The organism is Rhizobium sp. Root149 (genome assembly GCF_001427345.1).
Taxonomy (GTDB): Bacteria; Pseudomonadota; Alphaproteobacteria; order Rhizobiales; family Rhizobiaceae; genus Neorhizobium; species Neorhizobium rhizoryzae.
In genome coordinates, this window is the sequence record NZ_LMGD01000021.1 from 215,374 (window position 1) to 240,488 (window position 25,115).

Consider the following 25,115-nt stretch of genomic DNA (forward strand, 5'->3'; position numbering starts at 1 on the left):
AATAGTTTGATGATGAATGCTGCAGCAGGCCACCTGCCCTCAGATCACCCTGCGGTTCGGTTCGGCAAGGTGGGCGTCCTGCTCGTAAACCTCGGCACGCCGGATGGCACGGATTACAAATCCATGCGCCGCTATCTGGCCGAGTTCCTGACCGACAAGCGCGTGATCGAATGGTCGCGCCTGTTCTGGTATCCGATCCTCTACGGCATCGTGCTGAACCGTCGTCCGCAAAAGGTGGGCAAGGCCTACGAGTCGATCTGGAACAAGGAGCTGGATGAAAGCTACCTGCGCACCTACACGCGCAATCAGGCGGAAATCCTGGCAGAGCGCTTCAAGGACATGCCACATGTGCATGTGGATTGGGCCATGCGCTACGGCCAGCCGGCCATCCAGGCCAAGATGAACGAGATGCAGAAGGCGGGTTGCGAAAAGATCCTGCTCTTCCCGCTCTATCCGCAATATGCTGCCGCGACCACGGCCACGGTGAACGACGAAGCCTTCAAGGCGCTTCTGAAAATGCGCTGGCAGCCCGCCTTGCGCACCGTGCCGCGCTATCACGATGATCCGGTCTACATCGATGCCCTGGCGAACTCGATCGAGAAGCATCTGGCGACGCTGGACTGGGAACCGGAACTGGTGATCACCTCCTATCACGGCATTCCCATGTCCTACTTCAGGAAGGGCGATCCCTATCACTGCCAGTGCTACAAGACGACACGCCTGCTGCGCGACCGGCTGGGCTGGCCGAAGGAAAAGCTGATGGTTACCTTCCAGTCCCGCTTCGGACCGGAAGAGTGGCTACAGCCCTATACGGACAAAACGGTCGAAAAACTGGCCAAGGAAGGCATCAAGCGCATCGCCATCCTCAACCCCGGCTTTGTCTCCGATTGCCTTGAAACACTGGAAGAAATTGCGGAAGAAGCGGGCGAGGACTTCCTGCACAATGGCGGCGAGAAATTCACCCATATTCCCTGCCTGAACGACAGCGAAGACGGCATGCGCGTGATCGAGCACATCACGCGCCAGGAACTCAAAGGCTGGATCTGATGATCCAAAAGCAGTGAAAATGCCCGGCTAGCCGGGCATTTTAACATTTCACCGCGATTCCGCCGGCCAACCGGCGCTTTGAACGCGGTTTCGACCTGTCTCCTTTGCGCGATACAGCGCCCGGTCGGCCTGCAAAAGCATGGCCTGCATGCTATCGGCGGGTGTTGCCTCGTAAACGCCGAACGACGCGGTCACGCGACCGGGCCGCAGAGGCTCTATCCAGAGCTTTTCGAACTGCGCCCGAAACCGCTCGGCAATCGCAGCAGCCTCACTCGCTCTTGTCTTCGGCAGAACCAGACAAAATTCCTCGCCGCCGATGCGCGCCGCAAGATCGTAACGGCGCAGGTTGTCGCGAATGACTTCGCCAACGGCCATCAGAACCTTGTCGCCCACATCATGGCCGTGGCTGTCGTTGATATTCTTGAAGTGATCGAGATCGAACAGAACGACGGAAATGGGAGCCTTTTCCCGCTCCGCCCGCGTTTGTTCGATCGCGATGCGTTCTGTCAGCCATCGGCGATTGCCAAGTCCCGTCAACTGGTCGGTGGATGCCTGCTGGCGCAGCTTGCGCATCACGCCATCCAGTTCCGCAATCGTCGTGGCAACCGTGTTGGCAACGACACCAATTTCATCGGATTGGGCAAGGCGCAGTCTCACAGGCGTCCCGTCCGCCTGATATTGCTGCACAGCGCTTGCCAGGCTGCGCAAGGGGCGGATGAACCACCAGAGTGTGGACAGGCAGGTGATCGTGCCGATCAGGGTCGCAGCCAGCAAAATGGTGAGCACCGGGCCGGGATTGGTTGAAAAGCCGCTGCCAAGATAGGCGATCATGGCAATGAGCGGCAGGTGAATGGCCAGAAAACAAACGGCAAAAATCTTGGCCACCAACGAACCGCGAACGGCCCGAAGTGCCATGGATGGCGTCGGAATCATTCCGAATTCCTCTCAACTGATTCATGTCAGGTGCCGGACCCTAGGACCGGGGGGCTAATCAGTACTTAAGCGAATCGTTAAAATTCGAATCAAAGAGGCTTCGGATTTTTTTATTTTCAAACGCCGCGCCGGTTTCCCCAGAGCAGCACATGCAACTGTGGCAGAACCGTTGCGGCAAACCAGCGATCGGCCATAACACGGTCGATCAGCCAGTGCATACGGCCCATGATTCCTTCCACATCGATGGGGAAATCCTCCGCATCGGGCGGCGGTGGGGTATGGTTTCCGGGCTGGAGATAGACGCTAAGCTGCGGAAATCCTGCCGAAACCGAGCGGGCGAAGGCATAATCTGCCTCATCGAACACGACGAATTTCAGCACCACGCGCGGGCCTTCTCCAGCCCGGGCGGTGCAATCAACAAGCGTCTGCCGGTCATACTCCATTCCGCTGGAGGGCGGCTTGGGCGAAAGAACCAGCACATCAAGGCTCGAAAACCAATCTCTCGCCAGACTGCCCTGCGTTTCGAGAGCGAACCGGTAACCGCGCCTCTTTCCGTGCTCGATCAATGGGCCTAGAGGCTGGATCGCCGGATTACCGCCGGAAAGGGACACCATCAACGGGGATTTGCCCGAAAGCCGTTCGACCTCGGCCCAGATGTCTGGAACACTCATCGCAGTCCACGTGTCGCGATAGGCGCTCTCGACAGCATGCAGGCTGTCGCACCACGAACAGCGATAATCGCAGCCGCCGGTTCTGACAAAAACCGTCGGCTGGCCAATCAACACGCCCTCGCCCTGAATGGTTGGGCCGAAGATTTCCGAAACCCGGATCAAGTCACCGCTCACGGGCGATACTCCGCCCAGGTCTTCGGCGTTTCCGAAACCTTGACGGCAGAGGTTTCCGGAAAGCGCGCCTTGCACCACTCATAGAAATGGCGGGCGAGATTCTCCGCGGTCGTGTAGCCGTGACCCAGCACATCGTTCAGATGACGATGGTCGAACTGGTCATCGATATAGGTCTTCAGCGCCTTGAGATCGTGGTAATCGCGCACGAAACCATCGGCATTCAAACTCTCCCCGGCCAGTTCCACCACCACAATGTAGTTGTGACCATGGAGACGATTGCACTGATGGTCTTCCGGCAGATGGTCCAGCCGGTGTGAGGCGGAGAAATGGAATTCCTTGGTGATGCGGAACATGGTTCAGACCTCCCGCGCTTCAAAGCCCGCCGTCGCGGTTTTCCAGAAATCCGGATCTTCGTACTCGGTGGGGTCATTGATCCCGGCGAGATGGAAAGCCTCGCGCCGTTCCACGCAGGTGCCGCAGCGCCCGCACTGTTTCGCGCCACCCTTGTAACAGGACCAGGTATCGGCAAACGGCGTATCGTATTTCGCCCCTTCCCGCACGATCTCTGACTTTGGAACCTCCACGAAGGGAGCCAACAGCGTCACCGAGGCATAGCCTTCCAGCGCCGCGTTCTGCATGGTTTGAAAGGCGTTGATGAAACCGGGACGGCAATCGGGGTAGATGAAGTGGTCACCGCCATGGACGGCCACGGCGACCGCATCAGCCTGCCGGGCTGCCGCAAGCCCGAAGGCAATGGTCAGCATGATGGCGTTGCGGTTCGGAACGACAGTGATCTTCATCGTTTCTTCCGCATAATGACCATCCGGCACATCCACGTCATCGGTCAGCGCGGACCCGGTAAGGTGCTTGCCGATGGGGTTGATATCGATAATGTCGTGCGGCACGCCAAGTCTTGCTGCAGCCTTGGCGGCGAAGTCCACTTCCTTGGAATGGCGCTGGCCATAGTTGAAGGAGATGAGGCCAATGAGGGTTTGTTCCGCCGCGATCTTGTAGGCAAGCGAAACGGAATCGAGTCCGCCGGAGCAGACGACGAGGGTCTTCATGATCGTGTTCCTTGTTTTTACCGGGTAGGCTGCGACCGGAGTTTTACCTGCGCGCCTGTTAGCGCAGGGAGCGCGTCTTTGGCAAGCACTGCGCTGTCATGACGCTGGCAGGTTGGTGCGATAAGGTTTACACGGACAGGAAGAGTAGAAAGCGCGGGAGAACAACCATGCCTATGTCTGGTTTCGATATCGTCGTCATCGCAGCCGTGGTGATCGTCATACTGGTGCTGTTTGCCGCCGTGAAAACAGTGCCGCAGGGCTATCGTTACACCGTGGAGCGCTTTGGCCGATACACCCGAACGCTCGATCCGGGCCTCAACATCATCACGCCCTTCATCGAGAAAATCGGTGCGAAGATGAACGTGATGGAGCAGGTTCTGGACGTACCGACACAGGAAGTCATCACCCGGGACAATGCCAGCGTCTCTGCCGATGCGGTGGCTTTCTACCAGGTGCTGAACCCGGCGCAGGCCGCCTACCAGATCTCGAACCTGCAGAACGCAATCCAGAACCTGACCATGACCAACATCCGCTCGGTCATGGGCTCCATGGATCTCGATGAACTGCTCTCTAACCGCGAGGTCATCAACGAACGCCTGCTGCGCGTCGTGGATGAAGCCGTCCAGCCCTGGGGCATCAAGGTCACGCGCGTCGAGATTAAGGATATCCAGCCGCCTGCCGACCTCGTTCAGTCCATGGCACGCCAGATGAAGGCGGAGCGTGAAAAGCGCGCGCAGGTTCTGGAAGCGGAAGGCTCGCGTAATGCCGCCATCCTGCGGGCAGAAGGTGCAAAGCAGGCAGCCGTTCTTCAGGCAGAGGGCGAAAAGGAAGCGGCCTTCCGGCAGGCCGAAGCGCGCGAACGTCTGGCAGAAGCCGAAGCGAAAGCAACGCGCATGGTGTCCGAGGCCATTGCCGCAGGCGATGTGAACGCCATCAACTATTTCGTCGCACAGAAATACACAGAAGCCATGGCCTCGATCGGCACCGCATCCAATTCCAAGATCGTGCTGATGCCGATGGAGGCCTCGTCCCTGATCGGCTCTCTGGGCGGCATCGGCGCCATTGCTCGCGAGGTCTTCGGCGAACGATCCGAAACACCTCGCGACACGGCACGCCGCGTCAGCAATCAGCCGCGCACCACGCCCCCCGTCAATCCGTTCAACCGTAATCCCGAGAGCGACCTATGATCGCGAGCATGATCGCTTCCCTTGGTCCCTGGAACTGGTGGATCCTGGGATTTGTGCTTCTGGCCGCGGAACTGGCCGCACCCGGTGTCTTCCTGATCTGGATCGGTCTGGCCGCCCTTGTCATGGGTACGGCCTCCCTTTTCGTTTGGGAACAGGCCTTCTGGAGCTGGCAGATCCAGTTGCTGCTCTTCGCGGGCCTTTCGGTGATCATCACGCTGATCGGCCGGCGTTTCTACGGAAGCGACGATGCAAAGACCGACCAACCACTGCTCAACCGCCGGGGCGAAAGCCTGGTTGGGAGAACGGCCACCTTGGCGGAACCCATCCGCGAAGGGCGAGGCCGGATTCGCCTTGACGATACCTGGTGGCCGGTCAGCGGCCCGGACCTTCCGGCGGGAATGCGCGTGCGCGTCGCACACTGGAGCGGCAGCGAACTGATCGTGGAACCGGTGGCCTGATCAGGCCACGCCGATCCGCAAGAGATCGTGGAAATGGACGAGACCAAGCGGGCGCTTTTCTGCATCGGCAATGATCAAGGCACCGATGCTGTGCTTGTTGATCAGGGCAAGGGCTGCTGTCGCGAGTGTTTCCGGGGGAATAGTCTTCGGCGTCCGGGTCATCACGTCATCGACCGTCAGCTCGCCCAGATTGCGCGTCAGGTTTCGCGCCATGTCGCCTTCGGTCACGATACCGGCAATGGTGCCTTCTTCGTTCAGAACGATGACGCAGCCGAAATGCTTGCGGGAGAGAACCTGCACGGCTTCCGGCATTGAGGTTCCTGATGGCACGAGGGGCAGGCGCTCCCCCGTATGCATGATATCCTTCACATGCGTCAGACCAGCGCCCAGCTTTCCGCCCGGGTGGAAAGTATGGAAATCGGTCGCGGTAAAGCCACGCGCCTCAAGCAACGCAATCGCCAGCGCATCGCCGATCGCCAACTGCATCAGCGTCGAGGTCGTAGGGGCAAGCCCATGCGGGCAGGCTTCCTCCTCGTTCGGCAGCAGCAGAACCACGTCGGAAGCGCGAGCAAGCGAAGATTCAGGTGAACAGGTGAGAGACACTAGCGGAATCGAGAAGCGCCGCGTGTAGGAGAGAATATTTCGCAGCTCCGCGCTTTCTCCGCCCTTCGACAGCGCAATGACCAGATCATTTCCGGCGATCATGCCGAGATCGCCGTGATTGGCTTCCGCAGCGTGTACGAAGGAAGCGGGCGTTCCGGTAGAGGCGAAGGTCGCCGCAAGCTTGGCGCCGATATGACCGCTCTTGCCAACGCCCGTCACGATCACTCGACCGGTGATGTTCGAGATCAACTCGACAGCGCGCGTCAACGGTTCGGCAAGCCCGTTCTGCAGGGCCGCCTCCAGCGCCTCAAGCCCCCGCTTTTCGGTGGCCAGCGTTCGCAGCGCTGAATGAACAGGATCGGTCAAGGTCAAGGATCTGGTCTCGCTCATCATGGGCGGGAGCCATAGCCGCGAACCGACCAAATGTCCATGCGGCCAATCAAGCTCCGCAAAAGGGAAATCAACCAATCGTTAACCACAAGGGTTTACGAATGGGTAAGAATATTTGGGAGCCCAGTCGGCGCCATGACGAAACGCATTTCAAACGATGCTTTGCGGCAGCGGCGCCTTGGCGCTACGCTGACCCTGCTTGCGTCAACCATTTTAGCCATTCCGACCATCGCAGCAGCGCAATCCGCCAATAATCGCAATACGAATGCGACGGCCAGCAGCGGAAGCACCGCACGCACCGGCGGCTTGAGCACGCTGAACGAAACATTTCCCACCCGCAGCACAGGAACAGGCACCAGTACCGGCGGCGCGAACGATCCGCTTTCCAGCCCGACCGATCCCTACTCCGCAAGCAACACGGCACTGGCAGGCAGCGGCTCAGCGGACCCACTGGACCAAACCGGCAACGGATTGTCTTCAACCGCGACCGGCACGACAAGCCTTGCCACCACCCCCCTGCGTGCGGGAGCCAACATGCTGCAGGGTACACCGCTCAATCAGGCGGATGGTCTCATCGCCGACGATCTGAGCGAGCTCACCGAACCGCAGCAGAACGCAGCAGAAGAAGCGATCGAGGGCGGGGATACGTCTACACGCCGCGGCGATGGCCTGGGGGTAAAGCTTGGCACATTCACGCTTCGGCCAAGCGTGAACCAGAGCGTCAATTCAGAAACGACCCGTAGCGGCTCCACTACCAGCCGCCGAAATTATCTTGCGACCACGCTGAATGGAACGCTGACCTCGGATTGGGCGCGCCACGCGCTGACCATCACCGGCGCAGGCACCTTCCAGAAAAACATCAGCGGCACCGGTCAGACCGAACCGAATGCGCGACTGGACGCCGATTTGCGTTTGGATCTGTCAAACCAGACCGTCGCCCATGTTCTTGCCGGTTACGCCTTCGAGCGTGAGGATGCGAGCGACCCAAACGCGATTGCCGGTACCGTGGAACAGGCGCGCGTCGACCGTTTCTCGTTGGGCGGCACGATCGAACGCGACTTCGGAATTCTGCGCGGAACCGCAGCGCTGACCGGCACACGCACACTCTACGGCTCCGCCCGCTTTGCAGATGGTCGCTCGCTCAGCCTCAGCGACCGGGATCGCAACGCTGTCGAAGGCCGCATCCGTGTCGGCTACGAGCTTTCGCCTGCTCTTATCCCCTTCATCGAGGCTACTCTCGGGCGCGCGCTCTATGACGATGATGTCGACCGGCTGGGTTATGCCCGATCCTCCTGGAGCTACGGCGGCCGTGCAGGCGTGCAACTCGATCTTGGAGAGAAGTTGCGCGGCGAACTGGGCCTTGGCTATGCCATCGTCGATTATGAGGATGCCCGCCTGAAATCCATCGACGCTTTTACCGTGGATGGGACGCTGCTCTGGTCACCCCAGCGTGGGACAGACGTGGATCTGGGTCTCAGAACGACGGTGCAGGACGCGACGGCAGCAGGTCAGAGCGGCTGGGTTGACTACCAGTTGAGTGCGGGCCTCTCGCATCTCATCCGCAACGATCTGACAGGCCGACTGACCGCCTCGTCCACGGTGCGCGATTACCCAAGCACGCAAAACGCCTTGAACTGGTCTCTTGGAACCGGTGTCATCTGGAATATCAATCGCTATTTCGATGCCACTGCCAACCTGGGCTACGAGTTCACCGACAATCCGGGCGGAACCGACAGCAAGCAGTTGCGCGCCGGCGTCGGCCTGACTCTCAGGCGATAAACTAACCCTCAGGCGATAAAAAGAGGCCCCGGAATCACTTCCGGGGCCCTTTTCGTTTTCACGAAATGCAAGCTCACATCTTCGATGTGATGGCCTTCAGCGGTCCTTCGATCAACGGACGGATGTCGTCGCGCTTCAAGGCGAAGGCAAGGTTTGCAAGAATGAAGCCATCCTTGGCACCACAGTCGAAGGTCTCGCCCTTGAAGTGATAGGCCGAGAACTCCTGCGACTTGGCAAGCGCGAGCATGCCGTCCGTCAACTGGATTTCGTTGCCCGCACCACGCTCCTGGGTCTCGAGGATCTTGAAAATCTCGGGCTGCAGGATGTAGCGACCATTGATGAAGAAGTTGGAAGGGGCAGTGCCCTTGGCAGGCTTCTCCACCATCTGCGTGATCTTGAAGCCTTCTTCGCCCACCTTGTCGCCCATGCCGACGATGCCGTACTTGTGCGCCAGCTCAGGATCGCACTCCTCGACCGCCAGAACATTGCCGCCTGTCTTGTCGTAAAGCTCGACCATCCCCTTGAGGCAGCTCTTTTCAGACGCCATGATCATGTCCGGCAGCAGCACGGCAAATGGCTCGTTGCCAACGATATCGCGCGCGCACCAGACGGCATGGCCAAGGCCAAGCGGAACCTGCTGGCGGGTGAAGCTTGCAGTACCGGCAGTCGGCAGAAGGTCGGAAAGCAGCGTCAGTTCCGCATTCTTGTTCCGCTCGCGCAGCATCTGCTCCAGCTCGTACTGGATGTCGAAATAGTCTTCGATGACGCCCTTGCCGCGACCTGTCACGAATACGAAGTGCTCGATACCGGCCGCAGCCGCTTCGTCGACAACGTACTGGATGACCGGCTTGTCCACGACCGTCAGCATTTCCTTCGGAACAGCCTTGGTCGCGGGCAGGAAGCGCGTTCCAAGACCTGCAACGGGGAATACGGCTTTACGGATCTTCTGTTGTCCCACTCATGCCTCCTTCAAGCACAAACCTATGAGGGTGCCATGGCCTTCGCCTTAGCAGCCAATCACTACCTTTTCACAAACAATGACAGAGGAGTGTCCACATGGTAAAGAATTTGTTGACACTGTCGGTCTACCCTGTTGCTTCAATGTCAGGGCGTCGTTCCCGATCCTGGCAAATTTGAGACCGGATAGAACAAGGAACACTCCGCCGATGAAAAAATTCAGCGCCAGACGCTTTGCCCTCTCCGCCATCGCAGCGGTTGTCGTTGCGACTTCTGCGATAGATGCCAAGGCCGACGCCGGTTTCAAGGCATGGGTCGCCAAATTCTATGAAACGGCTGCGGCGAGCGGGATTAGCAAATCCACTTATAACCAGGCATTTGCGGGCATCACCGGCCCGGATGAGGAAGTGCTGGAAAAGGCACGCTATCAGCCCGAGTTCAAGGCGCAGATCTGGGATTATCTCGATTCCCGCGTAAACCCGTACACCGTAAAGGTCGGGCGCGAGATGCTGGCCAAGCACAACCGCACGCTGACGGCGCTGGAACGCCATTTCGGCGTCGACAAATATATCCTGCTGGCCATCTGGTCGATGGAAACGAATTACGGGGCGGCCCTCCAGAACCACGACCGTCTTCACCACGTGCCGCAAGCGCTCGCGACCCTTGCCTGGGGTGACCCGAAACGAGCCAATTTTGCCCGCAAGCAATTGCTTGCTGCCCTCAAGATTCTGCAATCTGGCGATGTGACACCGAAGCATCTGACTGGCTCCTGGGCAGGTGCCATGGGGCATACGCAGTTCATACCGACAAGCTATCTTCTCTACTCCGTTGATGCCGATGGCGATGGCCGTCGCGATATCTGGAGCTCCATCCCTGACGCTCTGGCAACCGCCGCCAATCTTCTTGCGAAAAACGGCTGGCAGACCGGCTCCACCTGGGGCTATGAAGCCGTATCGCCTGCCGGTGCGGCGCGCCATGCAGGCCAGACGAAAACGCTGGCGCAATGGGCGAAGCTTGGTTTCGTGCGCGCCAATGGCAAGGCGTTCCCTCGCCCCAATGATCGCGCCACGCTCAAATTGCTCGCCGGAGCGGAAGGTCCCGCATTCCTGATGATGACCAATTTCACTGTCATCAAGCGCTACAATGCAGCAGACTCCTATGCGCTGGGCGTTGGTCTGCTGGCCGACGAGATCGCCGGTTATGGCGGCATGCAGCAATCCTGGCCGCGTCCTCACAATACGCTGGACATCAAGGAAAAGTTCGAATTGCAGAGCCGCCTCAAGGAACTGGGCTATTATGATGGCGAAATCGACGGAAACTTCGGCTCCGGTTCGAAGGCTGCCATTGCCGCCATTCAGGCACGCCTCGGCATGGAGCGGGATGGCGAACCGTCCAAGGGACTGTTGAAAGCCTTGCGGAAGTGACCACATTCCCGCAGACTTGACCTCATGGCCCGCACGGCTTTGTCGCGCGGGCATCGGTCCCGATGGATGGGACCAGCTTATCGAGAATGGGCCGAAGACATGACTTCCAAGCGCAGGCTCCCTCGCCGCCTCCTGACCACGGCCCTCATTGTGTTGATGGCCCTGCCCGCGGGCGTGGGCGTAGCGCAGGAACAGCGACGCACCCTGTTCGACATGTTGTTCGGCAATGAACGGCGCCGTCCCGAAAGCTCCATCATCCAGATGCGCCCTCGCCCGGAGCGGGTAAGGCCGCAGGGCGCGGCGCGACCGGCTGCACCAACACCTGTCAAGCCTCCGGCCGCAGCACCGCAGCCGGAAGCGGTTGAGAAAATGGACAGCGCCCGCAAGATCCTGGTGGTTGGAGATTTCGGCGCCATGGGTGTCGGACAGGGACTGGAAACCGCTTTCGAGCAGGATCCCTCCGTCAAGGTCATCGCCAAGGGCTCTGTTGCTTCCGGTCTCGTCCGGCAGGACCATTATGATTGGCTAAGTGAACTGCCCCGCATGCTGGAGCAGGAGAAGCCGCAGATCGTGGTGGTGATGCTGGGCGCAAATGACCGGCAGTCCATGCAGGTGGGTGCCGAGCGGGAGCGTTTCCGCACGGATATCTGGCTGAAGGAATATGAAGAGCGCGTCACACGCCTCGCGAAAATGGTGACGGATCGCAAGATCCCGCTTCTCTGGGTCGGCCTTGCGGCATTCGAATCCCCGTCACTGACAGCCGATGCCGTGACGCTGAACGGCATTTACAGGTCGAATGTCGAGGAAGTGGGCGGAGAATTCGTCGATATCTGGGACGGATTCGTCGATGAAAGCGGTCAGTTCATTGTAACCGGATCCGACGTGAACGGCCAACCGGCCCGCTTGCGGGGAGCGGACGGCGTGAGCTTCACCGATGCGGGCAAACGCAAGCTGGCTTTCTACGTGGAAAAACTGGCAAAACGCCATCTGGGTGATCTCTCCGTCGGAGATCTGATCCGTCTGGATGCGGGAGATCTGCCGCTGCTTTCCAGCCTGCCGCCGGAAGTAGAGGCGAAGATGCCAAGCCAGCCTATCAATCTCTCCGATCCCGAACTGGACGGTGGCAAGGAACTGCTCGGCGCTTCCACCATCAAGCCGGTGGCCCGGGAAACGCCTCAGAACCTGTTGCTGACCAAAGGCTTCCTGCCCGATGCTCCCGTTGGCCGCATCGACAATGTCAGGCTGAACCCGACGTCACCGTGACGCATACCAATCCAGGCAGGACCGGAACGCTGTCAGGTCCGTGTAGAGCGCGTCTGGCGCTGCATCATGCACGGCAATGAAGCCGCCGCGACGCTCTATGCCGCCATGCAGCATCAGATTGTCGATCATGTCGAAATCTTCGAGAGACAAGCCGTCCGGGCCGCGCTTGCGCCCATCCGGCCCTTCCACGATCTCACCCTTGTAGAATTCCCGCGTGCGCTGAAAATGGTTTGCCGTCATGTTCGTATAGGCAGCAACACGCTTGCCCTGCGCGCAGACATAGCCAAGCTCAAAGGCGGTGCCGACATCGGCGGCGATACCCCGAAACGGCGTGAGATTGGCGATGATCCCATCGGCGCGGTTCATCATGCCTTCATCGACCGCACTGATCTTCAGGCCGAATTCATGGCGCGTGGGGGCAGGCTCGATCGAAACATCGCCGGGGCAGATGGGCTCGAACCCGAACTCGCGCGCCAACGCGGCCTTTGCGTCCAGCATGTGGCGGGCATTTGGGAGAAAAACTTCCGGCCCGGCAAGATAGAGTTTGAGGCTCATCGACAAATCCTCCGGATCGGAACAGAAAAATCATAACCCGAAGCGTGGTACGCGAGGTTGGGCTTCGCGTACCACGCTTCGGGCCGTAGTAACTCTTTGTCGGAACGTAAAGACGTTAGCGCGGCAGGACCGAGGAACCCATCAAGGCCTCGTCCACGGCACGGGCGACCTGACGACCTTCACGAATGGCCCAGACCACCAGCGACTGGCCGCGACGAACGTCACCGGCCGCCCACAGCTTGTCGACCGAGGTCTTGTAGTCCTTCTCGTTCGCGACCACGTTCGTGGAACCGCGGCGGTCTACATTCAGCTGCAGCTTGTCACCCAGATCGCTCAACACGCTATCCTTCGCCGGACCGGAGAAGCCGATGGCGATGAAAGCGAGGTCCGCCTTGATGATGAAGTCCGTGCCGGCAATCGGCTTGCGGCGCTCATCCACCTGGCAGCAGCGAACGCCGGTCAGTTGGCCGTCTTCGCCAACGAATTCGAGCGTTGCGACCTGGAATTCGCGGTTCGCACCTTCTGCCTGCGAAGAGGAGGTACGCATCTTTGTGGCCCAGAACGGCCAGACGGCCAGCTTGTCTTCCTTCTCGGGAGGCATGGGGCGAATGTCGAGCTGGGTCACCTTCACCGCACCCTGGCGGAAAGCCGTGCCCACGCAATCCGATGCGGTGTCGCCACCGCCGACAACGACGACATGCTTTGCGCCGGCCAGGATCGGCTCCGACGGCCAGCCCACGCTATCGATGTTTTCACGACCGACGCGGCGGTTCTGCTGAACGAGGTATGGCATGGCATCATAGACGCCGTGCAGGTCCACACCCGGAATACCGGCTGGACGCGGGGTTTCGGAGCCGCCGCAATAGACAACTGCATCATGGTCGGCGAGAAGCTTTTCCATCGGCAGGTCGACACCGATGTTCACGCCGCAATGGAAGGTAACACCCTCGCCCTTGATCTGCTCCACGCGGCGATCGATGAAGTTCTTCTCCATCTTGAAGTCCGGGATACCGTAGCGCAACAGACCGCCAGGCTTGCTCTCGCGCTCGTAGACATGAACCTCATGGCCAGCACGACCCAATTGCTGGGCAGCGGCAAGACCGGCAGGTCCGGAACCGATAATGGCGACCTTCTTGCCGGTATGAATGGTCGGCGGCTGCGGCGCGATAAAGCCCAGTTCATAGGCTTTGTCGGCAATGGCCTGCTCGACGGTCTTGATCGCGACAGGCGCATCTTCCAGGTTCAGCGTGCAGGCTTCCTCGCAAGGCGCCGGGCAAACGCGACCGGTAAATTCCGGGAAGTTGTTGGTGGAATGGAGGTTGCGGATCGCCTCTTCCCACTTGTTGTTATAGACGAGGTCGTTCCAGTCCGGGATCTGGTTATGAACCGGACAGCCGGTCGGGCCATGGCAATAGGGAATGCCACAGTCCATGCAGCGCGCGGCCTGTTTGGTCACTTCGGCATCCGACATCGGAATGGTGAATTCGCGGAAATGGCGAATACGATCCGACGCAGGCTGGTACTTTGCCACCTGCCGGTCGATTTCCATGAAACCCGTAACCTTGCCCATGTTTCATCCCTCACTTCGAAATGGGAGCCGAAGCTCCCTGTATCGACCGTCGCCACTTGCGCCCACATCGATACGATCAGATCCCTTGTGATCTTCCCGTTCGACGCAGTGCTCAAGCACCGACCGAACGGTCTGATCCGTGAATGACGGCTGCGGCGATTTACTCCGCCGCAACGCCCATGCGCATCCGTTCCATTTCCTCAAGCGCACGGCGGTATTCGACCGGCATGACCTTGCGGAACTTCGGACGGAACTCGCTCCAGCGATCCAGGATCTCCTTGGCACGGTTGGAGCCCGTGTAGTGGAGATGGTTGGAAATCATCTGGTAGAGACGTTCCTCATCGTGGCGCGTCATGTCTTCGGAAACGTCCACGCGTCCCTTGTGCATGAGGTCGCCACCATGGTGGTGGAGCTTCTCCAGCATGTCGTCTTCTTCCGGAACCGGCTCCAGCTCGACCATGGCCATGTTGCAGCGCTTGGCGAAATCGCCGCTCTCGTCGAGAACGTAGGCCACGCCACCGGACATACCGGCCGCGAAGTTACGGCCCGTTTCGCCGAGAACCACCACGATGCCGCCCGTCATGTATTCGCAGCCATGATCGCCCACGCCTTCGACGACGGCCACAGCGCCGGAATTACGCACGGCGAAACGCTCGCCCGCCACGCCGCGGAAGTAGCATTCGCCGGTGATTGCGCCGTAGAGCACCGTATTGCCGACGATGATAGAATGCTCGGCAGCAAGCTTCGAGTTCTCCGGCGGACGCACGATGATGCGGCCACCTGAAAGGCCCTTGCCCACATAGTCGTTGCCGTCGCCGACGAGATCAAACGTGATGCCGCGTGCGAGGAAGGCACCGAAGGACTGGCCAGCCGTACCACGCAGCGTGACATGGATCGTGTCGTCCTTGAGCCCCTTGTGACCCCAGCGCTTGGCAAGTGCGCCCGAGAGCATGGCACCGGCAGAGCGGTCCACGTTCTTGATCGGCACTTCGAAGACCACCGATTCCTTGCTTTCCAGCGCAGGCATCGACTTTTCGATCAGCTTGCGGTCCAGCACGTCATCGATCGGGTGCTTCTGGCGCTCGGTCCAGTAGGTTGCTTCCTTCGGCGCTTCCACCTTGTGGAAGATGCGGCTGAAGTCGAGGCCCTTGGCCTTCCAGTGCGCCAGCATCTCATCCTTTTCGAGCAGTTCCGAAGCGCCGATGATCTGGTCCAGCTTGGTGAAGCCGAGCGAGGCCAGGATTTCGCGCACTTCTTCAGCGACGAAGAAGAAGTAGTTGATGACGTGTTCCGGCGTGCCCTTGAAGCGCTTGCGCAGAACCGGATCCTGCGTGGCAACGCCAACGGGGCAGGTGTTCAGATGGCACTTGCGCATCATGATGCAGCCAGCCGCAATCAGCGGAGCCGTTGCAAAGCCGAATTCATCGGCACCGAGAAGAGCGCCAACGATCACGTCACGACCGGTCTTCAGGCCACCATCCACCTGAAGGGCAATGCGCGAACGAAGGCCGTTCAGCACCAGTGTCTGCTGGGTTTCAGCAAGACCGATTTCCCATGGGGAACCGGCATGCTTCAGCGAAGTCAGCGGAGAAGCACCCGTGCCGCCATCGAAACCGGCAACCGTGATATGGTCGGCGCGTGCCTTGGCAACACCGGCAGCAACCGTTCCGACGCCCACTTCAGACACGAGCTTGACCGAGATGTCGGCATCCGTGTTGACGTTCTTCAGGTCGAAGATCAGCTGAGCCAAGTCTTCGATCGAATAGATGTCATGATGCGGCGGCGGCGAAATGAGGCCGACACCTGGCGTGGAGTGACGGGTCTTGGCGACCGTCGCATCCACCTTGTGGCCAGGCAACTGGCCGCCTTCGCCAGGCTTTGCACCTTGGGCGACCTTGATCTGCAGCATATCGGCATTGACGAGATATTCCGTCGTCACACCGAAGCGGCCCGACGCAATCTGCTTGATGGCAGAGCGTTCCGGGTTCTGCGAACCGTCCGCCAGCGGCATGTAACGGTCGCTTTCTTCACCGCCCTCACCCGTGTTGGACTTGCCGCCGATGCGGTTCATCGCAATCGCCAGCGTCGTATGCGCCTCGCGGCTGATGGAGCCGAAGGACATGGCACCTGTCGAGAAGCGCTTGACGATATCGACAGCAGGCTCGACCTCATCGAGAGACACAGGCTTGCGGCCAATCTGCTCTGCCGACCTGATCTTGAACAGACCGCGAATGGTGTTCATCCGTACGGATGTCTCGTTCACCATCTCGGCGAACTCACGATAGCGATCCTGGCTGTTACCGCGAACGGCATGCTGGAGTGTTGCTACGACATCCGGCGTCCAGGCGTGGTTTTCGCCGCGCATACGGTAGGCATATTCGCCGCCGATATCGAGGTTGGAGGCCAGAACCGGATCCTTTCCGAAAGCGGCCTTGTGGCGGGCAAAGGTTTCTTCCGCGATTTCAGCCAGACCAACGCCTTCGATGGTCGTGGCCGTACCGAAGAAGTACTTGTTGACCAGTTCCGAAGCGAGACCGATCGCATCGAAGATCTGTGCGCCACAGTAAGACTGGTAGGTGGAAATGCCCATCTTGGACATGACCTTGAGAATGCCCTTACCGACAGCCTTGATGTAGCGATAGACGACTTCGTCTTCGGAGACTTCCTTCGGGAACTCGCCCTTCTTGTGCATGTCGATCAGCGTATCGAATGCCAGATAGGGGTTGATGGCTTCCGCGCCGAAACCGGCAAGGCAGCAGAAATGATGGATTTCGCGTGGCTCACCCGTTTCGACAACCAGACCGACGGAGGTACGCAGACCCTTGCGGATCAGGTGGTGGTGCACGGCAGCCGTGGCGAGAAGCGCAGGAATGGCGATACGGTCGGGACCGAGCTGGCGATCCGACAGCACGATGATGTTGTAGCCGCCGCGAACAGCGGCTTCCGCACGCTCGCACAGGCGATCCAGCATTTCCGGCATGCCTTCGGCACCGCGCTCCACATCATAGGTGAAGTCCAGCGTCTTGGTGTCGAAATGGTCTTCCACGTGGCCGATGGAGCGGATCTTTTCCAGATCGCCATTGGTCAGGATCGGCTGGCGCACTTCCATGCGCTTGGCCTTGGCCATGCCTTCGTGGTCGAGAATGTTCGGGCGCGGACCGATGAAGGAGACGAGGCTCATCACCAGCTCTTCGCGGATCGGGTCGATCGGCGGGTTCGTAACCTGCGCGAAGTTCTGCTTGAAATAGGTGTAGAGCAGCTTGGACTTCTGCGACATGGCCGAGATCGGCGTGTCGGTGCCCATGGAGCCAACCGCTTCCTGACCCGTCGTTGCCATCGGCGACATCAGGATCTTGGTGTCTTCCGAGGTGTAACCGAAGGCCTGCTGACGATCGAGCAGAGACACGTCGCGGCGCAGCGCACGCGGCTCCACCGGCTTCAGGTCTTCCAGAATGATCTGGGTGCGGTCCAGCCAGTTGCGATAGGGGTGCTTGGTCGCAAGTTCGCTCTTCACTTCCTCATCGGAAATGATGCGGCCCTTTTCCATGTCGATCAGCAGCATCTTGCCTGGCTGCAGGCGCCACTTCTTGACAATGGTTTCTTCCGGCACCGGCAGAACGCCCGCTTCGGAAGCCATGATGATACGGTCGTCCGAGGTCACGACGTAACGCGCCGGACGCAGGCCGTTGCGGTCGAGCGTCGCGCCGATCTGCTTGCCATCGGTAAAGGCAACGGCAGCCGGACCATCCCACGGCTCCATGAGAGCTGCGTGATATTCGTAAAACGCCTTGCGCTCAGGGCTCATGGACTGGTTGCCGGCCCAGGCTTCCGGGATGAGCATCATCACCGCATGCGCCATGGAATAGCCGCCACGCACCAGGAATTCGAGGGCGTTATCAAAGCAGGCCGTATCCGACTGGCCTTCATAGGAAATTGGCCACAGCTTGGAGATGTCGTCGCCAAAGAAAGGCGAGGATACGGACGCCTGACGCGCGGCCATCCAGTTGACATTGCCGCGCAGCGTGTTGATTTCGCCGTTATGGGCGACCATGCGATACGGGTGCGCCAGCTTCCACGACGGGAAGGTGTTGGTGGAGAAACGCTGGTGCACGAGGGCAACGGCGCTCTCGAAACGCGGATCGCTCAGGTCCTTGTAATAGGCACCCACCTGATAGGCCAGGAACATGCCCTTGTAGACGATCGTCGAGGACGACAGCGAGACCGGATAGAAGCCGGTTTCCTGACCGCCGAACTGGTCGTAGATGCGGTTGGAAATGACCTTGCGCAGCAAAAACAGCTTGCGCTCGAAATCATGATTCGTCGCGGCATCGCGGCCAGCGCCGATGAAGATCTGACAGTGATAAGGTTCTGTCGCAGCAATTTCCGGCGCCTTGGACAGCGAGGAATTGTCGACGGGCACATCGCGGAAGCCGAGGAACTGCTGGCCTTCTTCGGCGACGACTTCAATCATCACCTTCTTGAAGTGCTCGATCTGCTCCGGGTCGCGCGGCATGAAGATGTGGCCAACGGCATATTCGCCAGCCTTCGGCAAGGTCACACCCTGCTTCGCCATCTCCTCGCGGAAAAAGCGATCCGGGATCTGCACCAGAATGCCAGCGCCATCACCCATCAGGGGATCGGCACCGACAGCACCGCGATGGGTGAGGTTTTCGAGGATGAACAGACCGTCCTTGACGATCTGGTGCGACTTCTGACCCTTCATATGCGCAATAAAGCCGACGCCGCAGGCATCATGCTCGTTACGCGGATCATAAAGCCCCTGCGCGAGCGGCAGGCCGGACGGCGACAAACGGACAGGAATGAGCGCTTTCACCGTATCGCTGCCGTCAGCGGGGGTGGATATAGCCTTCGTCATCATTTCCTCCTTGTCAGCGCACACGCGCATCAGGGTTGAACCAGAAAAGCGTCGCTTGACGCGCCGCAGAGGCACCGCCTGAAACGGCCAACCCTTGAAGGTTAACAGTTTCAACCAGTGCCGAGACCCGAAATAGGACAGGATGACTGTCCTAGTTCCTGCATTTTATGACAGACATCTGTTCAAGGCGCAAGGCGCAGGCTCGAAAAAAGAGGGCTTATCACGGCATGAAAGTTATCTTGAGTGCTGCACAGCTGAAATAAAATTAGGCCAGGGCATGTCTCGTCGCATTTTCATTGCGACCTATTCCGTTCCGGCAAAGGGTATGTGAGGAACACTTGATCGAACGGCGCATCCGTCTAATTTTCCCACCGCCGTCTCCCGGCGCTTACCGACGCATATGAAAGGTCACTTCATGTTCTTTGCCTCCGACAACTGGGCGGGTGCGCACCCGCTGATCAGCGAACGCTTGACGAAGGAGGCCGCAGGCTTTGCATCCGCCTATGGTACCAGCGAACTGGACCGTTCGATCGAAGCACGTTTCAGCGACATCTTTGAGACAGACGTTGCCGTCTTCTATGTCGCGACGGGAACAGCGGCAAATTCGCTGGCGCTCGCCAGCCTCGCCAGACCTGGGGGCGTGACATTCGCCCATTCGGAAGCCCATGTTATTGAGGATGAGCTCGGCGCTCCGGACTTTTTCTCCGGGATGCGCATGATCGAAGTCGCGGGCCCACTCGGAAAGATGGATGCCGAAAGCCTGAAGGCGCAGATAGCCCGCTTTCCGCAGGATGCGGTACACCACGGTCGCGCCAACTCGGTCACGCTGACGCAGGCAACCGAGCAAGGCACCGTCTATGATCTTTCTGAGATCGAAACGCTCACGCAAATCGCCCGGGAAAACGGCATCGGTGTGCATATGGATGGCGCACGCTTCGCCAACGCCCTGGTGGCGCTTGACGCAACGCCTGCGGAAATGACCTGGAAACGTGGCGTCGACGTTCTCTCATTCGGCGGCACGAAAAATGGCTGCTGGTGCGCCGAAGCCATCGTCTTTTTCGATCCTGCCAAGGCACGTGAAATGCCGTTCATTCGCAAGCGGGCGGCGCAACTCTTTTCCAAGTCGCGTTTCATCTCCGCCCAACTGGCCGCCTATCTGGATAATGACCTTTGGCTGGATCTCGCCAGGCACGCGAACGGCATGGCCGACAGACTGCGCGATGGGCTCGCCGCATCCAACACGGCACGGCTTGCATGGGGAACTCAAAGTAATGAGGTTTTCGCGGTGATCCCTAGAGCCACGGCCAAGTCGGCAGAGGACAAGGGCGCGAAGTTCTATGAATGGCCGACCCCGAAAGATGTGGCCGCAACCGTTCATAAGGACGAATCCCTCATTCGCCTTGTCACCAGTTTCGCAACGACCACCGAGGACGTGGATCGCTTTCTGGACATCCTGCAGCAGGCTTAAGGGAGATACAGGAGGGAGACGCCTCCCTCCTACCTTCGCTGCATATGTATGCCGCAATTATATCCAAAATTTAACAGAATTATGCTTATGTATTTCCTTATTCTACACAATGAAAAATTGCGATATATTAGAAATAATGCGCATAACAGAAATGTAATATCCTGTTATTGAAAGTATCATTGTTTGAACTGGAACCAACCTCCACATGCTTCATGTCAATAAACGAGCATCGGAGACGGAATAGATGAAGAAGTACTTTGTAGCCGGCAGTCTGGTTCTGGGAGCATCGATTGTTGGAGCGAGTGTCGCGCAGGCGAAATCCGCCACTTGCCCCGACACGACACCAGCCCAGATCGAGGCACTATTCACCGACTTCAACAATGCCTGGGCCACAAAAGACCCCGCCAAGGTGACATCACTGTTCACCAAGGAACCTGTCCTGCTTGCTACGGTCTCCAATAAGCCTCGGACAACCCCTGCAGAGGTGAATGACTATTTCGTCGGGTTTCTGAAGAGCAGCCCCGTCGGCAAGATCGATACGTCGACAATCGAGATCGACTGCAACACGGCATCGCGTCTTGGCACCTGGACAGTAACGCTGACGGACGCGAAAACCGGCGCGAAGACTGATGTGAAAGCGCGCTACAGCTTCCTGTACCGATACGAGGACGGAGCCTGGAAGATCGATCATCTCCATTCATCCATGATGCCGGAGAAGTAAGTTCCGAGGGCAACAAGGGCGCCCGGAAACTCTTCCGGGCAACCTCTTTTTCACCCCGCCTGCGGGACGAGACGCGCGACAATCAGCGCTGACAATGCCTCCACCAGAGCCGCATCCGCCCCACGACAGGGAACGAGTACGAATTCCACATCATCGAGAGGCGGGAGCCAGCCGCCCGACACCTCTTTCAGGCCATCGGGCGCCATGCTGCGCGGCTGCACCAGAACGCCCATTCCCGCGCGCGCCGCTGCCGTGAGTCCGCTCAGGCTGGCGCAGGTGCAGACGATGCGCCACAGGATCTTGTGGCGGTCCAGCGTGTCTTGAGCAATCTTGCGCGTAATGCTCGGTGTCGGAAAAGCGATCAGCGGAACCGGCTCCCCCTCTTTCAAGCGGATGAGCTCCGGATCGCGCGCGAGCCAGACGAGAGGTTCTCGGTACAGCAGACGCCCCTGCGTTTCACCAATATGGCGTTTTGCCAGCACGAGATCCAGCTCCCCGACGTCCAGCATCTGATAGAGGGGTGAGCTCAGGGCCACCGTCAGTTCCAGATCCACCAGCGGATGAAGCCGGATGAAGTCTTCCAGGATCAGCGTCAGGCGGCTCGCAACGACATCTTCTGAAACGCCAAGCCGCAAGCGCCCGCGCAAACGGTTTTCGCCAAACAAGGAATGAACCTTCCCGTTGAGATCCAGCATGGCACGCGCATAGCTCAGCAGTGCCTCACCTTCGGTCGTCAGTTGAACGCGATGCGTGGTTCGATCGATCAGCTGTTTGCCCAGGCTTTTCTCCAACCGCTGAATATGCTGGGTGACGGTCGATTGACCGATACCAAGCCGATCGGCGGCGGCGGTAAAACTGCCGCTCTCCTGCAGAGAGACAAAGCTTTCCAGATGGATCAGATTCAACATCGTATCACGATCTACGATAACTGTTAGTGTTTGCATTTTGCTTCATGATCACTCATCCGTAAATCTGGTTTTTCGAATGGACTAGATCATGCGCCGTTTTCTGCCAGATACTTTCACCCTGCTGCTGGTCGCAACCGTCATCATCGCTTCTCTTCTCCCCGCACAGGGACAATTCGCGACGATCTTCGGCTATGCGACGGACTGCGCCATCGCGCTGCTGTTCTTCCTGCATGGCGCGCGCCTGTCGCGCGATGTGGTGATTGCCGGCATCCTGCACTGGCGCCTGCATATCACCATCCTTATCGTGACGTTCGGCATCTTCCCGCTGCTGGGACTGGGGCTTGGATTCATCCCGGAGACAATCCTGAAGCCGGAGCTCTATCTCGGCCTTCTCTTCGTCTGCGTCCTCCCTTCGACGGTCCAGTCTTCGATCGCCTTTACCTCGATCGCAGGCGGAAACGTGCCCGCAGCCATTTGTTCGGCCTCGGCCTCCAACCTGTTTGGTATGTTTCTGACGCCTCTGCTGGTCGGCCTGCTGATGACCACAGGTGGTAGCGCCGGCTTCAACCTCGGCGCCTTGGAAACAATCGTTCTTCAACTACTGGCACCGTTCATTCTCGGGCAGGTTCTGGAACCCTGGATCGGCAAGTGGATCCGTTCAAAGAAGAAGCTTCTCCTGCCGGTCGATCGCGGCTCGATCCTCATGGTCGTCTACTTGGCGTTCAGCGAGTCCGTGAATGAGGGTCTCTGGAGCACATTTTCGGTGCAGGACATCGGTGTTGTCATCGCCCTCGACATTCTGCTTCTCATCGTCGTCCTGATGATCACGATGTTCGGAAGCCGCCTGCTGGGTTTCAACAAGGAAGACGAGATTACCATTACCTTCTGCGGATCGAAGAAGAGCCTTGCTTCCGGTGTCCCGATGGCAGGCGCCATCTTTGCCGGGCAAAGCATTGGTGCCATTGTGCTTCCCCTCATGCTGTTTCACCAGATCCAGTTGATGGCCTGCGCCGTCATCGCCCAGCGTTATGCTGCCAAGAAGGCGGAGCGTGAAGCGTTGGCAGAGGCTGCCCTCGCAACAAAACCGGCGTGAGCAAGGGTCAGTAAAGTCCAGGCACCAAAAAGCCCCTGCCGAGATCATCGGCAGGGGCCTCGAGTTTCAATCGCTCATCAATTGCCTGTTACAGGCTCAGTTGACCTGCTTTGGCGCAGGCTGAGCCTCGATGGTCTTGGTCGCTTCGGCAATATCAGCCGCAATCGCGATGCGACGTGGCTTCAAGGTCTCGGGAATGTTGCGAAGAAGGTCGATGTGCAGGAGACCATTCTTCAGGGAAGCGGCCTGAACCTCCACGTGATCGGCAAGCTGGAAGCGGCGCTCGAAGGCGCGCTTGGCTATGCCGCGATACAGGAATTCGGTCTTGTTGGCTGCCTCGTCCTCAGACTTCTCACCCTTGACCGTCAGCACGTGTGCATGAGCCTCGATGCTGAGTTCCTTTTCGTCGAAACCGGCAACGGCCATCGTGATGCGATAGGTGTTTTCACCCGTCCGCTCGATATTGTAGGGGGGATAGCTGGGTGCCTGCTCCGGTTGGCCAACGCTGTCCAGCATCGAAAAGAGACGGTCAAAGCCAACGGTAGAGCGATAGAGCGGCGAAAAATCAACGTGACGCATAGTGTCCTCCTTGAAGCGACGTTTGCGAAAATCAAAGCAAGGGAAACGACCCATTCTGGCGACGCTTCCCCGTTATTACGAACCCTTGCGGCGTCCGTGACCTTGAGATGGTGAGCCAATTTTGCCCGTTCAAGACCTTTCCGAATTTTCTCGAAATTTCCGCAAAGTTGACATTGGCGAAAGCCTGAACTCCAGGTGAACGGGGCATTCCCGGCCTGTTCAGATTGATCCGGCTATTTCTTCTCTCGAACCGGATGGGTCTGCCTCCGGCGACTGAAGCCACGTCCCTTCTCTTCAGTCATTCCCCCTCGCCGGAACTGGCTCGACCGGTTCCGGCTTTTTTCTTTGACCTTGCGGCCAGCACCCCCTATCCCTGACAAAAAAGAGCAAGGCGGCACCATGGACGAAGCTCAGGTCTCCCGATCGGACATTCTCTTCTCCACGCCGGATAATCCGGTCCCGGACAATTGCACGGCTGGCTATTTCGAGGGCTTTCGCGGCACACGCCTCCGTTATGCCTTGTTCCGGTCAGCCATCTCTCCCGCCAAGGGCACGGTGGTCCTGCTGCAAGGACGCAATGAATTCATCGAGAAATATTTCGAGACCATTCGCGATCTCAATGCCATGGGGCTCTGGGTCGCGACCTTCGATCTACGCGGACAGGGCGGCTCTGAGCGCCTGTTGAAAGATGCACGCAAAGGCTATGTCCGCCGCTTCATGGATTATCAGCACGATCTGGAAATCTTCCTGCAAACCATCGTGCTGCCGGATGCCCGTCTGCCCTTCTTTCTGATTGCCCATTCGACCGGAGCCCTGATTGCTCTGGCATCCGCGCCGCGCCTCAACAACCGGATCGACCGCATGGCGCTCGCCGCACCTTTCGTCGGATTGGGCGGACAGGCCTTGCCGGAAAAATGGCTGCGGCCCCTCACCTCGACATTATCCAGAGTGGGGCTGGGCTCAGTCTCGATGGGCAAGGACCAAGGTCATCGCCCCTTTGCCAATAACCCGCTGACATCGGATGAAGTTCGCTTCAACCGGAATGCGGCGATCGTCGCGGCGAGGCCAGACCTCACCATCGGGGCGCCCACGGCACGATGGCTGCACGAAAGCCTGATGGCGGGCTCCATGGTCAACGAACAATCGCATCTGACACGGATAACAATCCCGACGCTCATTCTGGCACCCATGCTGGATGGTATCGTGCCCTACATCTATCAGGAACGGCTGTCGCGAAACTTCCGGGCCGGACAACTCATTACCATCACCGGCGCCCGGCACGAGATCTTTCAGGAACGCGATATCTATCGTGCCCAGGCGCTGGCCGCGATTCAGGCCTTCATGCCCGGCACGGAACCGCTGGTGGATCTCTCCGAGACAGCCGCCTGAGCGTGA

The 25,115-nt window shown here is 59.0% G+C and carries 20 protein-coding genes and 1 pseudogene; 10 read left to right on the forward strand and 11 right to left on the reverse strand.

Features of this window, described 5'->3' with window-relative positions; genetic code table 11:
• Positions 1-12: 12 nt before the first annotated feature.
• Positions 13-1,047 carry a ferrochelatase gene (hemH, locus tag ASD54_RS16535; RefSeq protein WP_062555965.1) on the forward strand — a complete coding sequence of 345 codons (1,035 nt, stop codon included), beginning with the start codon at positions 13-15 and terminating at the stop codon, positions 1,045-1,047.
• 48 nt (positions 1,048-1,095) lie between these two features.
• Here hemH and ASD54_RS16540 read toward each other — a convergent pair whose 3' ends face one another.
• The 4 genes from ASD54_RS16540 to queC form a co-directional block, all read right to left on the reverse strand.
• Complete coding sequence (locus ASD54_RS16540; protein ID WP_062555716.1) at positions 1,096-1,980, reverse strand: GGDEF domain-containing protein; 885 nt, start codon at positions 1,978-1,980, stop codon at positions 1,096-1,098.
• A 116-nt stretch (positions 1,981-2,096) separates the two neighbouring features.
• A complete protein-coding gene (gene queE / locus ASD54_RS16545) occupies positions 2,097-2,843 on the reverse strand; it encodes a 7-carboxy-7-deazaguanine synthase QueE (RefSeq protein WP_062555966.1) in 747 nt (248 codons plus the stop codon).
• On the reverse strand, positions 2,822-3,178 hold the full coding sequence (gene queD, locus ASD54_RS16550; RefSeq protein WP_062555717.1) for a 6-carboxytetrahydropterin synthase QueD: 357 nt from the start codon (positions 3,176-3,178) through the stop codon (positions 2,822-2,824). The genes queE and queD overlap by 22 nt, the downstream gene beginning before the upstream one ends.
• A 3-nt stretch (positions 3,179-3,181) precedes the next feature.
• A complete protein-coding gene (queC, locus tag ASD54_RS16555) occupies positions 3,182-3,889 on the reverse strand; it encodes a 7-cyano-7-deazaguanine synthase QueC (RefSeq protein ID WP_062555718.1) in 708 nt (235 codons plus the stop codon).
• A 167-nt stretch (positions 3,890-4,056) separates the two neighbouring features.
• On the opposite strand from queC, the gene ASD54_RS16560 reads away from it, so the two are divergent.
• Positions 4,057-5,076: an SPFH domain-containing protein gene (locus ASD54_RS16560; protein WP_062555719.1), complete on the forward strand. Its 1,020-nt coding sequence runs from the start codon at positions 4,057-4,059 to the stop codon at positions 5,074-5,076.
• Entirely contained in the window at positions 5,073-5,534 is a 462-nt protein-coding gene (locus tag ASD54_RS16565; RefSeq protein ID WP_062555720.1) for an NfeD family protein, read from the forward strand. Before ASD54_RS16560 ends, ASD54_RS16565 begins: the two co-directional genes overlap by 4 nt.
• Here ASD54_RS16565 and ASD54_RS16570 read toward each other — a convergent pair whose 3' ends face one another.
• Positions 5,535-6,527 (reverse strand): KpsF/GutQ family sugar-phosphate isomerase, encoded by a 993-nt coding sequence (locus ASD54_RS16570; protein ID WP_156379262.1) that lies wholly within the window; start codon positions 6,525-6,527, stop codon positions 5,535-5,537. It abuts the gene before it with no gap.
• Between the two features lie 135 nt (positions 6,528-6,662).
• On the opposite strand from ASD54_RS16570, the gene ASD54_RS16575 reads away from it, so the two are divergent.
• The gene (locus ASD54_RS16575; RefSeq protein ID WP_062555722.1) at positions 6,663-8,306 is read left to right on the forward strand and encodes an outer membrane beta-barrel protein; all 1,644 of its coding nucleotides are present in this window, start codon (positions 6,663-6,665) and stop codon (positions 8,304-8,306) included.
• Positions 8,307-8,379: 73 nt separating this feature from the next.
• Here ASD54_RS16575 and galU read toward each other — a convergent pair whose 3' ends face one another.
• A complete protein-coding gene (gene galU, locus ASD54_RS16580) occupies positions 8,380-9,264 on the reverse strand; it encodes a UTP--glucose-1-phosphate uridylyltransferase GalU (RefSeq protein WP_062555723.1) in 885 nt (294 codons plus the stop codon).
• A gap of 208 nt (positions 9,265-9,472) precedes the next feature.
• Between galU and ASD54_RS16585 the strand changes: the two genes are divergently transcribed.
• Positions 9,473-10,687, forward strand: coding sequence for a lytic murein transglycosylase (locus tag ASD54_RS16585; RefSeq protein ID WP_062555724.1), 1,215 nt, complete (start codon positions 9,473-9,475; stop codon positions 10,685-10,687).
• 99 nt (positions 10,688-10,786) lie between these two features.
• The gene (locus tag ASD54_RS16590; RefSeq protein ID WP_062555725.1) at positions 10,787-11,950 is read left to right on the forward strand and encodes a GDSL-type esterase/lipase family protein; all 1,164 of its coding nucleotides are present in this window, start codon (positions 10,787-10,789) and stop codon (positions 11,948-11,950) included.
• Here ASD54_RS16590 and ASD54_RS16595 read toward each other — a convergent pair.
• From ASD54_RS16595 to gltB, 3 genes and pseudogenes are all read right to left on the reverse strand, one after another.
• A complete protein-coding gene (locus ASD54_RS16595; protein WP_062555726.1) occupies positions 11,942-12,505 on the reverse strand; it encodes a nucleoside 2-deoxyribosyltransferase in 564 nt (187 codons plus the stop codon). The two genes, ASD54_RS16590 and ASD54_RS16595, sit on opposite strands and share 9 nt — an antisense overlap.
• Before the next feature lie 115 nt (positions 12,506-12,620).
• A complete protein-coding gene (locus tag ASD54_RS16600) occupies positions 12,621-14,075 on the reverse strand; it encodes a glutamate synthase subunit beta (protein WP_062555727.1) in 1,455 nt (484 codons plus the stop codon).
• Between the two features lie 160 nt (positions 14,076-14,235).
• Positions 14,236-18,873, reverse strand: a pseudogene (gltB, locus tag ASD54_RS16605) (glutamate synthase large subunit); the annotation flags it as partial.
• Positions 18,874-19,366: 493 nt separating this feature from the next.
• Between gltB and ASD54_RS16610 the strand changes: the two are divergent.
• Entirely contained in the window at positions 19,367-20,419 is a 1,053-nt protein-coding gene (locus tag ASD54_RS16610; protein ID WP_062555728.1) for a low specificity L-threonine aldolase, read from the forward strand.
• A 244-nt stretch (positions 20,420-20,663) separates the two neighbouring features.
• Positions 20,664-21,140, forward strand: coding sequence for an SgcJ/EcaC family oxidoreductase (locus tag ASD54_RS16615; protein WP_062555729.1), 477 nt, complete (start codon positions 20,664-20,666; stop codon positions 21,138-21,140).
• 50 nt (positions 21,141-21,190) lie between these two features.
• On the opposite strand, the gene ASD54_RS16620 is transcribed toward ASD54_RS16615, so the two are convergent.
• Positions 21,191-22,048 carry a LysR family transcriptional regulator gene (locus tag ASD54_RS16620; protein ID WP_062555730.1) on the reverse strand — a complete coding sequence of 286 codons (858 nt, stop codon included), beginning with the start codon at positions 22,046-22,048 and terminating at the stop codon, positions 21,191-21,193.
• Between the two features lie 88 nt (positions 22,049-22,136).
• Here ASD54_RS16620 and ASD54_RS16625 point away from each other — a divergent pair, with 88 nt between their 5' ends.
• Positions 22,137-23,141 (forward strand): bile acid:sodium symporter family protein, encoded by a 1,005-nt coding sequence (locus tag ASD54_RS16625; RefSeq protein ID WP_062555731.1) that lies wholly within the window; start codon positions 22,137-22,139, stop codon positions 23,139-23,141.
• 96 nt (positions 23,142-23,237) lie between these two features.
• On the opposite strand, the gene ASD54_RS16630 is transcribed toward ASD54_RS16625, so the two are convergent.
• Positions 23,238-23,720, reverse strand: a complete 483-nt coding sequence (locus ASD54_RS16630) for an Hsp20 family protein (RefSeq protein ID WP_062555732.1) — start codon at positions 23,718-23,720, stop codon at positions 23,238-23,240.
• 399 nt (positions 23,721-24,119) lie between these two features.
• On the opposite strand from ASD54_RS16630, the gene ASD54_RS16635 reads away from it, so the two are divergent.
• Positions 24,120-25,109 carry an alpha/beta hydrolase gene (locus ASD54_RS16635; RefSeq protein WP_062555733.1) on the forward strand — a complete coding sequence of 330 codons (990 nt, stop codon included), beginning with the start codon at positions 24,120-24,122 and terminating at the stop codon, positions 25,107-25,109.
• Positions 25,110-25,115: the final 6 nt, after the last annotated feature.